This window comes from Photorhabdus aegyptia, from assembly GCF_000612035.1.
In the GTDB taxonomy this organism is placed as follows: domain Bacteria; phylum Pseudomonadota; class Gammaproteobacteria; order Enterobacterales; family Enterobacteriaceae; genus Photorhabdus; species Photorhabdus akhurstii.
Map to the genome: position 1 here is coordinate 43,644 of NZ_JFGV01000006.1, position 14,731 is coordinate 58,374.

Consider the following 14,731-nt stretch of genomic DNA (forward strand, 5'->3'; position numbering starts at 1 on the left):
GATAAGTTAAACCTCTTGTTGGCATCCTAACCATCCTTCTCTGCCGGGAAATTCGGAACGAATAATTCTCCCGACAGGAAGTCGCTGTATATTTTCAGGCAGCAGATGACTCAATGCACAAAATTGTATGTTTTCCTGATGAACCATTTCCAACAGCGTTGCAAATTCTGTGGACTTGGACATCCCTTCAACTTCCGTATGGATGGTATATACCGGAACTCCCTGGCTGTTTTTCATCTTATCAAGGATAAATTGGTTAAAATCTTCATCTTTAACCTGAATTCCTATCACTTCGTCATAAGTTGGCAACGTCACCGGAATTTGCACAGTACCAAGAGTACCATCAGGCAAAATGGGCTTGAATGGATGAGTTCCCCGACAATCGCTGTTGTAATCAAAACCAAACTGTTGCTTTACCGCGAGTACACGTTCATCAGCCCGCCAACCCGCAACAGCAGAGCAAGTTACCCGTTGGCCAATTGCCTCTACCAATGCATCCACCCCCAGTTTAACCTGCTCTGTCAACTGAGCTTCTGACCAACGGTCGACTTTCGCCTGCCAACGCTGATGATCCCAAGCATGCAGGCCCACTTCATGGCCTGCATCCAGAGTTTGCCTCATCAGGTAGCCTAAATCTTTAGCAATCTTCTTACCCGGCCATGCCGTTCCCGCCAGTAAAATATCAAGACCATACAGAGACGCCGCATTTGACCTCAACATTTTCCATAAGAATTTTGGCCGTAAAAGACGCCACAAATGGCGCCCCATATTATCCGGCCCAACACTAAAGAAAAAACTGGCCTGAATTTGGTGTTTTGCCAAAATTTTGAGCAATTGCGGCACCCCTTCAACGGTTCCTCGATAGGTATCCACATCAACTCTCAAGCCAACTTGTTTCATTAATTTTTCCCTAATTCTTCCACGGCGCCACGCAAGAAGAAATCCAGTGTTTCATCTATCGTCTGTTTCATATCAATGGTTGGCTTCCAACCTAGCAATCGCTCCGCGTTTTTAATACTTGGCTTACGGTGTTCAACATCCTGATAACCTTTACCGTAGTAACTACCACTTTCAATCTTTTTAAATCCAGCAAATGGAGGAAAATGATCTCTCAATTCATGGTTTTCAAAGCTATCAAGTAATATTTCCGCTAATTGGCGAATACTGGCTTCATTAGTTGGATTACCAATATTGATAATTTGACCGTCACATAATCCATCTCGGTTTTCAATAATTCGGAACAGCGCCTCAATACCATCATTAATATCAGTAAAACAGCGTTTCTGTTCGCCGCCATCTACTAGTTTGATTGGTGAACCTTCAACTAAGTTCAATATTAATTGTGTGATCGCTCTGGAACTGCCAATACGCGCGGAGTTCAAATTATCCAAACGTGGCCCCATCCAGTTAAATGGACGAAATAGTGTGAATTTGAGTCCTTCTTTCTCACCATATGCCCAAATAACACGATCTAGCAATTGTTTTGATACAGAATAGATCCAACGCTGTTTGTTGATAGGACCAACGATCAGACGAGAGTCATCTTCATCAAATTCTTTATCATCACACATGCCATAAACTTCTGATGTGGATGGGAAAATAATCCGTTTATTGTATTTAACGCAATAACGGACAATTTTTAGATTCTCTTCAAAATCTAATTCAAATACACGCAGCGGATTACGGGTATATTCAATTGGAGTCGCAATGGCTACTAATGGCAAAACAACATCACACTTTTTAATGTGATATTCGATCCATTCAGTATGGATATTGACATCACCTTCGATGAAGTGGAAACGCGGATTACCAATAAAACGCTCAATGGCGGAAGAACCGATATCCATACCATAAATATCATAGTTGCCATCACGTAATAGACGTTCTGTTAGATGATTACCGATAAAGCCATTTACACCGAGAATTAATACACGTTTCCGGTGGCTAATTTGAGCGGTTGCCTTTGGACCAACACGGATATCAGTCACCATGCTCATATCTACCGCCAGACGATGGCCCTGAACATATAACCCTGATTCGCTTTGCCCATTAATAATTTCTAACGCGCCTTCTCCACAGGCAATAATTAACGGATCTACCGATAATACTGTTCCCGGCTGTTTATCATGAATCTCATTCAACGGAGAAGCACGCCAGATAGTAATCTTACGCTCGCCTAAGAAAGTAAACGCCCCTGGATATGGCTCAGTCACTGCCCTGACAAGATTGTTAATTTCAGCGGCTGATTTGCGCCAGTCAATCTCACCATCCGCAGCAGTACGACGCCCAAAGTAAGTTGCCTGACTTTCATCTTGAGGTATCGCTGGATAAGTTCCTGCTTTAATCTGAGGTAATATGTGATTAAGCAGTTTTTCAGCTGCCTCACGAATTTTACCGTGCAAAGCCAACGCGGTATCTGTCTCTGCAATAGTAACTTTGTGTTGAGCAATAATATCCCCGGCATCAGGTTTCAACACCATTTTATGCAAGGTTACACCGGTTTCCACTTCACCATTTAAAATCGCCCAGTTAATCGGGGCGCGACCACGGTATTTTGGCAACAGTGAACCATGCAGATTAAATGCGCCTGTGCTCGCCAGCGATAAAATATCCTCGCTCAGCATATTTCGGTAATAAAAAGAGAAAATCACATCAGGTTTTAGTTCCCGGATACGTTCAATCCAAAGTGGATGGTTGACATTCTCTGGCGCAAAAACCGGTAGTCCTAAATCTGCACTTAAACGGGCAACAGAAGAGAAAAAATGGTTTTCATTAGGATCATCTGTATGGGTAAATACCGCCTGAATATCAAAACCCGCTTTAGTTAAGGCATTGATCCCGACACAGCCGATATCATGATAGGCAAATACAATTGCTTTCATTTAGTACTCTTCCTGGTTGTTGTTGGTCTTTTTATTTCCGACCACTTTTTGAATAAAATAACGTGGGCGCGCCCGAACATCGTTATAGATACGGCCTATGTATTCACCTAATAAACCCATCGCGACGAACTGCGCGCCAATAAACATGAAAAGGATGGCAAATAGAGTAAATACCCCTTCTGCTGCCCATATGGCGCCAAAAATCAAACGTAAAACCACCAATAATACAGCCAGCAAAAAACCAGAAACTGCAATCACACTGCCTACGACACTCAGCAAACGCAAAGGCGCGGTTGTCAGACAGGTCAGCAAGTCATACATCAGATTAATCAGCTTCATGAAGCTATATTTAGAATCGCCAAATTCACGCTCTGCATGGGCGACATCAATCTCAATGGTTTTACGGGCAAACGTGTTTGCCAGAATAGGAATAAAGGTGCTGCGCTCATGACACTGCAACATAGCTTCAACAATATGGCGGCGATAGGCACGGAGCATACAGCCATAATCTCCCATAGAGCGGCCTGTTGCCTTAGTAATCATAGCATTGATGATTTTTGAAGCTGTTTTACGGAATAGAGAATCCTGCCGATTAGCCCGGCGAGTACCCACAACGTCATAACCTTGTTCAGCCGTTTTAACAAGACGGGGGATCTCTTCTGGCGGATTCTGCAAATCGGCATCAAGCGTAATAATTAAATCGCCATTAACCTGATTAAACCCCGCCATAATCGCTGAATGCTGACCATAATTACGATTAAGTAAAATTGCAACAATATGATTTTCATACTGTTCCGCAGCCTGAATCAGAATTTCCGCAGATCTATCACTACTACCATCATCGACAAGAATAAGTTCATATTCCTGAGTCAATTGTTTACAGGCCGCTAAGGTTCTTTCCAATAAAAGAGGTAAACTTTCTTCTTCGTTATAAACCGGAATAACAACAGAAACTTTTTTAATTTGTTCAAATAACACTTATCTGTGCTCCGAAATAATTTCTTGTAAAACATCAATAACATAATCCACATCGTCATCACTCATATCAGGAAAGAGCGGCAATGAACAAAGTGTTACTGAATTCCATTCTGATTCGGGTAATGACAATTGCGGATACCGATCCCGATAATATTTTTGTGTATGCGCAGCCCTGAAATGCAAACCTGTACCAATATTTTTCTCTTTCAAACGTTCCATTAACGTATCGCGATCAATGCCACAAACATCCTTATCAACCCGCACCATAAATAGATGATGTGCATGCATATGCTCATAATCAGGCACACTTAACATCTGCAAAGGCGAATCTTTTAATGCCGCTGAATAACGGGCAACAATTTGCCGACGGCGAATATTCATTGATTCCAATTTACTTAATTGCACAACAGCAATCGCAGCATGAATATCAGATAAATTATATTTGTAACCCGGTTCTACAACTTCTGCCTGTGGTCTCCTGCCTTGTATTTGACGATCAAAAGCATCAATACCCAATCCATGAAACTTTAGACACCGAATTCGTTCAATAAGTTCATTATTATCAGTAGCAATTAACCCCCCTTCCGCACAAGTGGCATTTTTTATGGCATGAAAAGAAAAAATCGCAGTACCATGCTCACCAATCCATTCACTCTTATAACGGGTTCCTAATGCATGAGCCGCGTCTTCAATCAATGGAATACCCGCCTCCTGAGCAATCCCACGCAATGCATCTAAATCACAAGGCGCACCGGCATAGTGAACAGGAATAATCGCTTTGGTTCTGGAAGTAATCGCCTTTTTCACTGCCTGCGCGTCGACCATTAACGTATGACGATCAACATCAATCATGATCGGTTCAGCACCAAGCAAGCAGATCATATTTATTGTGGAAACCCAAGTTTGAGATGGTGTAATCACTTCGTCACCAGGGCCAATTCCCAACGCCATTAGCGTCAGATGCATACCCGCCGTCGCAGAGGCCAATGCAACCGCATGTTTACAACCAAACATGCGGCAAAAGTCCTGTTCCAATTGATGATTTTGCGGGCCTGTTGTAATCCAACCCGAACGAAGAACCTTTTCTACTGCCTGAATTTCTTCATCACCTATCGCAGGATGAGAAAATGGAAGAAAACGATCCATAAAACACAGTCCAATTCATTCATAATATAACGATATATTAGATGACTATATTTTAACGAATCGTAAACACAGGTATGATTTAACAAATTAAGTGGAAATTACTATAGATCTACGGTACGTACAGATCCACGATACGTACAGATTCACGGTAGGCACATACGGCGGGACTATAATTAAGGTAAGAAAACCCGCCAATACTTATCTGTCCTTTCTGGCACACATTTGATGTCAGCAGCAAAAACTTTAGAGAGCGTATTTTCTTTCATTACCTCATCCGGTTTTCCATTCGCAACCAGTGTTCCATTAGCAAGCAACCAGATCCGATCAGCTTTATCATAGCTATGATTGAGATCATGACCACTCATGACTACGGTTCCACCGAGTTCACAAAATTTCTTTATTAATAGATCAAGTGCGGCTACCTGAGTGATGTCAAGATTATTCGTAGGCTCATCCAAGAGCAATAATTTGCCTTCCGAATTGATTGTCGGCCAGACTTGCAAAAAAACCCCTGTTAATCGCACCCTTTGCCATTCACCACCAGATAGATGACCTACAGGTGTCTCCAGAAGTTTTCCCAACTTAAAAAAGGAGCAAAGTTCTGACAACACACTGTCACAATTAACAAGATGGGCAGCTAAGTACAGTTGCAGATATTGAAAAACCGGCATTACCGGCACAGAAGAAATTTGCTGGCTAAGCCATGCTCTATGCCGCGCTAACTGGCAGTGACTATATTGACTAAGACACTTTTGTTGCAAATTGATTACACCACTATAGGGTAAAATACCGGCCATACAGGCCAGTAATGTACTTTTTCCTGAACCATTCGGCCCAATGAGATGTACCTGTTCACCTTGTTGCACCAACGCTGTCAGCGGCATTAATCTGTTTCGTACTGATACTTGACTGAGAGCCATCAACTGATTGGTCACTTGCACATTATCCACTTTTTTAACTCCAGTCTCTGACTCTCAATAATAACCAAATAAATACCGGCGCACCCAATGTTGCAGTCACAACGCCAATCGGCACTTCTGCATTATTCAAGCTAAGGCGAGAAAATAAATCAGCCAACAATAATCCACAACCGCCGGATAGAACACAGGCGGGCAGTAGTGTTTTATAATCTGTCAGACCACATAAACGTAAAATATGTGGAATAACCAAACCAATAAAGCTGATTGTTCCAGCAAGTGCAACACTTAATCCGACCAATAACCCAACAGCAAATACAAATAAATTACGCCAATAATAAAGCGATATACCCAACTGTTGAGCTTGTGTTTCCCCCAGTGACAGAAAATTAAGTACTTTTCCTTGCCGGCTCAACCAAATGATCAAAGGAAACAAAGCGACTACTAACCATTGCTGCCGCCAATCTATTCCACTGAAACTTCCCATCATCCAATACATTAGTTGACGCAAGTCCAGGCTAGTACTGAAATAAACCATCCAGGTCATTAACGCACCTGAAACGACACCAAAAGCAACCCCTACCAACAACAAACGAGCATTATTTAAATAACGCTTTCTTGCAAAAGTCAGCAATATCATTGTGACAGTCAACGCTCCGAGCACAGCGCTAATACTTAGTAACCAAAATGGCGCAATACCATGAAACATCAACACCAAAAACACTACCACCACGCCAGCACCATTACTGACGCCTAATAGCCCAGGTTCCGCCAACGGATTTTCAAACAGCGCCTGCATTACAGCACCCGCCACAGTCAAGCTTGCACCCACAGCAACTACAGCTAATACACGAGGAAAACGCAATTGCCACACAAACAACTGACCTGTTTCAGAAAACCATTTATCAGGCCAGATCCAATTTTCTCCGGCACAGAGTGAGAGAAAAAAAACCAATAGAAATAAACAAGTGAGAATCGCCAGAAAACGATAATCACGCTTTTTCTGGCGAGTCACTAATTCAGTGATGGAAGAGATGGGTTGCATGGTAAATCAAGCTCATGAGGGAGGATTCGTTTAAGAAAAAGGCCGCTATCGATGCGGCCTTTTTGATTATTCTTTAGGCGTGGCTTTCTCAACCCTGCTTTTTAACTTCTGACCAGGACGGAATGTCACTACTCGGCGAGCTGTAATCGGAATGTCCTCACCAGTCTTAGGATTACGCCCCGGACGTTGGTTTTTATCCCGTAAATCAAAGTTGCCAAATCCAGACAATTTTACCTGCTCACCATTCTCCAAAGAACGACGCACTTCTTCAAAGAATAATTCAACCAGATCTTTAGCATCACGCTTGCTAATTCCCAGTTTCTCAAACAGATTTTCTGACATTTCAGCTTTAGTAAGCGCCATAGGTTCAGTCCCTCAAGGATGCTTGGAATCGCTGTTTCAGCACTGCAACACATCTATTAACAGTCGCAGCAATCTCTTCTTCTTCCAGTGTACGCGCGGTATCCTGCAAGATAAAACTTATAGCAAGGCTCTTATGACCCTCTGCTACACCTTTACCACAATACACGTCAAACAAGTTTATGCCAACTATATGATTTACGCCAACTTTCTTGCACTCAGCCAAAACATCTTCTACAGCAATATTTTCAGGCACCACGATCGCAATATCACGACGGTTTGACGGGAAACGTGAAATCTCTTTCGCATCAGGAATCACGCGGCATGCCAGCTTATTCCAGAGTACTTCGAATACCACTGTGCGGCCATTTAAGTCAAGTTTACGTTCCAATTCTGGGTGAACTACACCAATATATCCGATGTATTCATCTTCCAAATAAATCCCTGCGCTTTGACCTGGGTGCAACGCCGGATTTACATCTGCTCTAAAAGAAATCTTAGATAATTTCCCGGTTAACTCCAGAACAGCTTCCAAATCGCCTTTCATATCGAAGAAATCAACTGACTGTTTTTCCAGTGACCAATGTTCTTCAAAACGATTACCGGTAATGACTCCCCCCAACATCAGCTCCTGACGAATGCCCTGCTCCGCATTTTCATCAGGAACAAAACGCAAACCCGTTTCAAATAAGCGCACACGGTTTTGCTGACGGTTCTGGTTATATACCACCGTCGTTAGTAAACCCGTCAGTAGAGATAAACGCATTGCTGACATATCCGCCGAAATTGGATTAGGCAGCATCAACGCTTGTTGCTGTGGATGTAACAGTGCCTGAATTTTAGGATCAACAAAGCTATAAGTAATCGCTTCTTGATAGCCTCTGTCAACCAGCATCGTTTTAACACGTTGCAGGGAAAGATCCGCTTCACGATGTTTTTTCATGATAAGATCGGCACGCATCGGTACATCTGGAATATTGTTGTAACCGTAGATACGGGCAACTTCTTCCACCAGATCTTCTTCCAACTCCATATCAAAACGCCAGCTTGGCGCAACCGCTTGCCAGCCATTTTCCTGAATAGTGACCTTGCAACCTAAACGGGTCAAGATGTCACCAACCTGTTCATCAGGTATATAGTGACCAATCAAACGATCCAGCTTTTCACGACGTAATGTGATTGTCGCGGACTGTGGCAATTGATATTCATCAGTCACATCAATAATTGGACCCGCTTCACCACCACAAACATCAATCAGCAGTTGAGTCGCTCTCTCTATTGCTTTGTGTTGTAGCTGAGGATCAACTCCACGTTCATAGCGGTGAGAAGCATCAGTGTGTAAACCATAACGACGAGCACGGCCAGCAATCGCTAAAGGGGCGAAAAATGCGCACTCAAGTAAAATATTTTGCGTCTCTTCATTCACGCCTGAATGTTCACCGCCAAAAATACCTGCCATCGCAACAGCTTGTTTTTCATCAGAAATAACTAGTGTATCAGTAGAAAGGTTGGCTTCTGTACCATCCAGCAGCACTAATTTTTCATCCTGCTTCGCCATACGCACAGTAATTGAGCCATTCAGACGTTCCAAATCAAACGCATGCAATGGTTGGCCTAATTCAAGCAATACATAGTTAGTCACATCGACAATCGGGTCGATAGAACGGATACCACCACGACGTAATTTTTCACGCATCCACTGTGGCGTTGCCGCTTTCACATTAATGTTTTTAATTACCCGTCCCAGGTAACGTGGGCAAGCTTCTGTTGCTTCAACACGAATAGGGAAAACAGCATCTGTTGTCGGTTTTATTGCTTCAATTTGTGGCTCAGATAGGGGCATTTTATTAGCAACCGCCACATCACGCGCAACCCCTATAATACTTAGGCAGTCAGCGCGATTAGGCGTAATACTAATTTCAATGACTTTATCATCCAGCTTCAGATATTCACGCAGATCAACACCTAAAGGAGCATCAATCGGCAATTCAATAATACCGTCGTGATCCTCAGAAATACCCAGTTCAGAAAAAGAACATAGCATCCCTTCGGAAGGCTCACCTCGCAGTTTTGCCGCCTTGATTTTAAAGTCACCCGGTAATACAGCACCCACAGTTGCTACTGCAACTTTCAACCCCAAGCGGCAATTTGGCGCACCACAAACAATGTCCAGCAGTCGTTCACCACCGATATTCACTTTTGTTACCCGTAGCTTATCTGCATTTGGATGCTGGGCACATTGAACAACTTCACCGACAACTACACCATGAAATTGACCGGCAACGGCTTCAACGCCATCAACTTCCAGACCTATCATGGTAATTTGATCAGATAATACTTCACTGCTAATGGCTGGGTTTACCCATTCGCGTAACCAGAGTTCACTGAATTTCATGAGATATTCCCGCCTTTATTTAAACTGTTTGAGAAAACGCAGATCATTTTCGAAGAACGCACGCAAATCAGTTACACCGTAACGTAACATTGTCAGGCGCTCCACCCCCATACCGAAAGCAAAACCAGAATAAATTTCAGGATCAAGGCCAACATTATGCAATACATTGGGATGAACCATACCGCAACCCAATACTTCCAGCCATTTGCCGTTTTTACCCATGACATCAACTTCCGCCGAAGGTTCTGTAAATGGAAAGTAAGAAGGCCGGAAACGAACCTGCAAATCTTCTTCAAAAAAGTTAGTCAGGAAATCGTGCAACGTTCCTTTCAGATTGGTAAAACTGATATCACGATCAATAATCAAACCTTCTACCTGATGGAACATGGGTGTGTGTGTCTGATCGTAGTCATTACGATACACGCGACCCGGTGCAATGACGCGAATTGGCGGCTGTTGACTGTGCATAGTTCTAACCTGAACACCTGAAGTCTGAGTACGCAACAGACGTTTGGCATCAAACCAAAAAGTATCATGATCAGCACGGGCAGGATGGTGAGCAGGAATATTCAGCGCATCGAAATTATGATAATCATCTTCAATCTCAGGGCCTGATTCTACAGAAAACCCTAATTCACCAAAGAAAGTTTCAATACGCTCTATTGTGCGGTTAACCGGATGTAGTCCGCCATTTTCCATACGGCGACCGGGCAATGATACATCAATCTTTTCCGCTGCTAAACGGAAGTTCAGAAGGTCAGTCTCCAGTTTTTCTTTACGGATATTCAGAGATTCCAGAACTTCCTGCTTAGCCTGATTAATAACCGCCCCTGCTGCTGGACGTTCTTCGACCGGCAGATCACGCAGCGATGACATTTGGAGAGTTAAATGGCCTTTTTTGCCTAAATATTCAACACGCACCAAATCCAACGCAGCAACATCCTGGGCATCTTCTATGGCTGCTCTTGCTTTTGCAACCAGTTCAGCGAGATGTGGCATCGTTTTCCTCTTCCTTCGGCCTAACGGCCTGCTAGTAATGATCGTTAATGACCTTATATATACCCGTTATCTTTCAAGTTGCCTCTTTGTTGGCTGAACTCGCTTCCCACGGCCACATAGTTTGCTATGCTCCCGGGGATTCGCTCCCTTACCGTCGCGACGCACTTTAAAATCCATAGGGTATACCTATTTCTGCTTTTACTGTCATAAAAACAAAAAAACCTCCACAACGGAGGCTCAGGCGCTACTTTTCGTTTCTTTTCTTACGCGCAAAGCCCCCTGAATTCAGGTGCTAAAGTAAAAAAAGATGCGAAAAAAAGCTAAGGACATAATGTTGGTTCTCTCGGAATAAAATTCTGTTTTGGCAACAACACTCTTGTAAACCGCATTTGACAACAAAGTAAAAGAGGGAGCATGCTCCCTCCTTACTACCCTAACTTATGCCAGAGCGCTCTTCGCTTTTTCAACTAAAGCAGCAAACGCCGCTTTGTCAAACACAGCGATGTCAGCCAGGATCTTACGGTCGATTTCAATAGAAGCCTTTTTCAGACCATCAATGAAACGGCTGTAAGAGATACCATTCTGACGTGCAGCAGCGTTGATACGTGCAATCCACAGTTGACGGAACTGACGTTTCCGCTGACGACGGTCACGGTAAGCGTACTGCCCTGCTTTGATTACTGCCTGGAAGGCAACACGGTAAACGCGCGAACGGGCACCATAGTAACCTTTCGCTTGCTTTAAAATTTTCTTGTGACGTGCACGGGCGACAACACCACGTTTTACGCGAGCCATATACTTCTCCTATCGTCTCTGAGTTCTAATCTAAAAATTGCTTACGCGTAAGGCAAGCAAGCAACAACCAGGCCCAGATCACCTTTGGAGACCATGCCCTTTGGACGTAAATGACGTTTACGCTTGGTTGATTTCTTAGTCAGAATGTGACGAAGGTTAGCGCGCTTACGCTTAAAACCACCACTTGCAGTTTTTTTAAAGCGTTTAGCGGCGCCGCGTACTGTTTTAATCTTTGGCATTTTAATTTCCACTTCGCATTGTGAATTACAACGAATTAATCAGGCGAACAAGCCCCAACCAGATGAACCGACTGGAGCTTATTACTTGATTGCCTGACTATTTCTTCTTAGGAGCGAGCACCATTATCATCTGACGGCCTTCAATCTTCGAAGGGAAGGATTCAACTACCGCCAGTTCATCCAGATCGTCGCGGATGCGGTTAAGCATTTCGACGCCAATCTGTTGGTGCGCCATCTCACGCCCACGGAAACGCAGGGTGATTTTGGCTTTATCGCCATCTTCAAGAAAGCGAATCAGGTTGCGTAGTTTGACCTGATAGTCGCCTTCATCTGTACCAGGACGGAATTTAATTTCCTTAACCTGAATAACTTTTTGTTTTTTCTTCTGCTCTTTGATCGACTTACTCTTCTCATAGAGGAACTTGCCGTAGTCCATAATACGGCAAACCGGCGGCTCGGCATTCGGGCTGATTTCAACTAAATCAACATCCGCTTCCTCAGCTTTTTCAAGAGCTTCCCTCAGACTGACAATGCCAATCTGTTCGCCATCTAAACCTGTTAAACGAACTTCAGAAGCGCGAATCTCTCCATTAATGCGATTAGGACGCGCTGTTTGAATTCTTTTTCCGCCTTTAATACCTTATTCCTCCAATTGATGAAGATTGCGACTGCGTATTTCTATAAGCAGTTTTTCGATGAACTCGTTAACATCAATGCTACCCAGATCTTTACCACGGCGGGTACGAACGGAAACTTTTCCTGATTCGACCTCTTTCTCACCACAGACAAGCATGTAGGGAACACGACGAAGAGTGTGTTCACGGATTTTAAAACCAATCTTCTCGTTTCTCAAGTCTGCTTTTGCACGAATGCCCGCATCTTGAAGTTTTTTTACTAATTCCTGTACATAATCAGCCTGGTTATCGGTGATATTCATCACTACCACCTGCTGTGGAGCAATCCACGTCGGGAAGAAACCCGCATACTCCTCGGTCAGGATGCCGATAAACCGTTCCAGTGAACCCAGAACCGCACGGTGAATCATTACAGGAACTTTACGTTCATTATTTTCACCTACGTAGGACGCACTCAAACGACCTGGTAGTGAAAAGTCGAGCTGCACAGTACCACATTGCCACGCGCGATCCAAACAATCATGCAAAGTAAATTCAATTTTCGGTCCGTAGAAGGCTCCTTCACCTGGCTGATATTCAAATTGAACGCCATTTTCTTGTAGTGCCGCCGCCAAAGCGGCTTCCGCTTGATTCCATTGTTCCTCAGTACCAATGCGCTTTTCCGGGCGGGTTGACAGCTTAACTACGATTTTTTCAAAACCAAAAGTGCTGTAAACGTCATACACCATTTTAATGCAACTACTAACTTCCCGGTGAATTTGCTCTTCTGTACAGAAGATATGAGCATCATCCTGAGTAAAACCACGAACACGCATCAAACCATGTAATGCCCCGGATGGTTCATTACGGTGACAACTACCAAATTCAGCCATACGTAACGGCAAATCACGATAGGATTTTAAGCCTTGATTAAAAATCTGAATATGCCCTGGGCAGTTCATCGGCTTAACGCAATATTCACGGTTCTCTGAAGAAGTGGTAAACATATGCTCACCGTAGTTTTCCCAGTGACCGGTTCTTTCCCACATTACACGGTCCATCATAAACGGACCTTTAACTTCCTGATATTGATATTCTTTCAGTTTGGTCCGAACAAAAGTTTCCAGCTCACGGAAAATAGTCCAACCATCATTATGCCAGAATGCCATACCAGGAGCTTCTTCCTGCATATGGTACAGATCTAATTGTTTACCAATCTTACGATGGTCACGTTTGGCCGCTTCTTCCAAGCGTTGCAGATAAGTATTGAGCTGTTTCTTATCAGCCCACGCAGTACCGTATATCCGCTGCAACATTTTATTGTTGCTATCACCACGCCAATATGCCCCTGCGACTTTCTGCAATTTAAAATGATGGCAGAAACGCATATTTGGCACATGTGGGCCACGGCACATGTCAATATATTCTTCATGATTATAGAGACCAGGACGATCATCACGACTGATGTTTTCATCCAAAATCTGTACCTTATAATCCTCGCCGCGAGCAACGAAAGTATCACGAGCTTCTTGCCAGCTCACTTTTTTCTTGATGACGTCATAGTCTTTTTTGGCAAGTTCCAACATACGCTTTTCAAGCAGCGTAATATCTTCCTGCGTCAGAGCACGGCCAATATCAACATCGTAGTAAAAACCATTATCAATAATCGGACCGATAGCCATTTTCGTATCTGGCCATAATTGTTTAATCGCATGGCCTAATAGATGAGCGCATGAGTGGCGGATAATTTCCAGCCCTGCATCATCTTTACTGGTGATGATGGCAAGATTTGCATCTGAATCGATTAATTCACAAGCATCCACTAGCTCACCATTTACTCGGCCAGCAATACATGCTTTCGCTAAACCTGGACCAATATCACAGGCAACATCCATTACAGAAACGGCACGGTCAAACTGGCGTTGGCTACCGTCAGGAAGAGTAACAACAGGCATTTAAAATCCTTATCTACAGTGGTGACCCACACGAAAGGTCACTTGAAGGAGTTTGATATTCAACTAAAATAACGATTTAAATTATTATCTCGTCAATCCATTAAAGTTTGGTACTAAAATTGGTACACAATGTAAAAAGTGACTGCCTTCAATACCTAAACATCGCGAAAATATACCACCAACAACCATTCAGGTCACGGCGATGTTTAGTGTAGGTACAATCATTTGCACTTATTTTTATGCAAATGCACAAACTATAAAAAATAATTTTATAATGAAATAATATGTTTTAAAGAAAAACAGATAACATGCTCTTCAAAACACACATAGAACAAATCCGGCATAAGTTATATATGCCGGATTATCATACATATGGATACAGGATCGTTTAGTCTCTTTTAAGCCA

Annotated in this window: 13 protein-coding genes and 1 other annotated feature; all 13 genes read right to left on the reverse strand. The window is 43.2% G+C overall.

Annotation, left to right across the window (positions count from 1 at the left end):
• Window positions 1-6: 6 nt before the first annotated feature.
• Complete coding sequence (gene arnD / locus BA1DRAFT_RS02820) at window positions 7-900, reverse strand: 4-deoxy-4-formamido-L-arabinose-phosphoundecaprenol deformylase (protein WP_036775927.1); 894 nt, start codon at window positions 898-900, stop codon at window positions 7-9.
• Window positions 900-2,882, reverse strand: coding sequence for a bifunctional UDP-4-amino-4-deoxy-L-arabinose formyltransferase/UDP-glucuronic acid oxidase ArnA (arnA, locus tag BA1DRAFT_RS02825; protein ID WP_036775928.1), 1,983 nt, complete (start codon window positions 2,880-2,882; stop codon window positions 900-902). Before arnA ends, arnD begins: the two co-directional genes overlap by 1 nt.
• Window positions 2,883-3,860 carry an undecaprenyl-phosphate 4-deoxy-4-formamido-L-arabinose transferase gene (gene arnC / locus BA1DRAFT_RS02830; protein WP_036775930.1) on the reverse strand — a complete coding sequence of 326 codons (978 nt, stop codon included), beginning with the start codon at window positions 3,858-3,860 and terminating at the stop codon, window positions 2,883-2,885.
• On the reverse strand, window positions 3,861-5,006 hold the full coding sequence (gene arnB, locus BA1DRAFT_RS02835) for a UDP-4-amino-4-deoxy-L-arabinose aminotransferase (RefSeq protein ID WP_036775931.1): 1,146 nt from the start codon (window positions 5,004-5,006) through the stop codon (window positions 3,861-3,863).
• A gap of 173 nt (window positions 5,007-5,179) precedes the next feature.
• Window positions 5,180-5,926, reverse strand: coding sequence for a vitamin B12 ABC transporter ATP-binding protein BtuD (gene btuD / locus BA1DRAFT_RS02840; RefSeq protein WP_036775965.1), 747 nt, complete (start codon window positions 5,924-5,926; stop codon window positions 5,180-5,182).
• Window positions 5,927-5,960: 34 nt separating this feature from the next.
• Entirely contained in the window at window positions 5,961-6,968 is a 1,008-nt protein-coding gene (gene btuC / locus BA1DRAFT_RS02845; protein ID WP_036775933.1) for a vitamin B12 ABC transporter permease BtuC, read from the reverse strand.
• 66 nt (window positions 6,969-7,034) lie between these two features.
• Complete coding sequence (gene ihfA / locus BA1DRAFT_RS02850) at window positions 7,035-7,331, reverse strand: integration host factor subunit alpha (protein ID WP_011146885.1); 297 nt, start codon at window positions 7,329-7,331, stop codon at window positions 7,035-7,037.
• A gap of 4 nt (window positions 7,332-7,335) precedes the next feature.
• The gene (gene pheT, locus BA1DRAFT_RS02855) at window positions 7,336-9,723 is read right to left on the reverse strand and encodes a phenylalanine--tRNA ligase subunit beta (RefSeq protein ID WP_036775934.1); all 2,388 of its coding nucleotides are present in this window, start codon (window positions 9,721-9,723) and stop codon (window positions 7,336-7,338) included.
• Between the two features lie 15 nt (window positions 9,724-9,738).
• Window positions 9,739-10,722, reverse strand: coding sequence for a phenylalanine--tRNA ligase subunit alpha (gene pheS, locus BA1DRAFT_RS02860; RefSeq protein WP_036775936.1), 984 nt, complete (start codon window positions 10,720-10,722; stop codon window positions 9,739-9,741).
• A gap of 211 nt (window positions 10,723-10,933) precedes the next feature.
• Window positions 10,934-11,058, reverse strand: a sequence feature (Phe leader region).
• A gap of 102 nt (window positions 11,059-11,160) precedes the next feature.
• Window positions 11,161-11,517 carry a 50S ribosomal protein L20 gene (gene rplT, locus BA1DRAFT_RS02865; RefSeq protein WP_036775937.1) on the reverse strand — a complete coding sequence of 119 codons (357 nt, stop codon included), beginning with the start codon at window positions 11,515-11,517 and terminating at the stop codon, window positions 11,161-11,163.
• A 41-nt stretch (window positions 11,518-11,558) separates the two neighbouring features.
• Window positions 11,559-11,756, reverse strand: coding sequence for a 50S ribosomal protein L35 (gene rpmI, locus BA1DRAFT_RS02870; RefSeq protein WP_011146889.1), 198 nt, complete (start codon window positions 11,754-11,756; stop codon window positions 11,559-11,561).
• 97 nt (window positions 11,757-11,853) lie between these two features.
• The gene (infC, locus tag BA1DRAFT_RS21640) at window positions 11,854-12,393 is read right to left on the reverse strand and encodes a translation initiation factor IF-3 (protein WP_071647077.1); all 540 of its coding nucleotides are present in this window, start codon (window positions 12,391-12,393) and stop codon (window positions 11,854-11,856) included.
• Window positions 12,394-12,396: 3 nt separating this feature from the next.
• Window positions 12,397-14,325: a threonine--tRNA ligase gene (gene thrS / locus BA1DRAFT_RS02880; protein ID WP_036775941.1), complete on the reverse strand. Its 1,929-nt coding sequence runs from the start codon at window positions 14,323-14,325 to the stop codon at window positions 12,397-12,399.
• Between the last annotated feature and the right edge of the window lie 406 nt (window positions 14,326-14,731).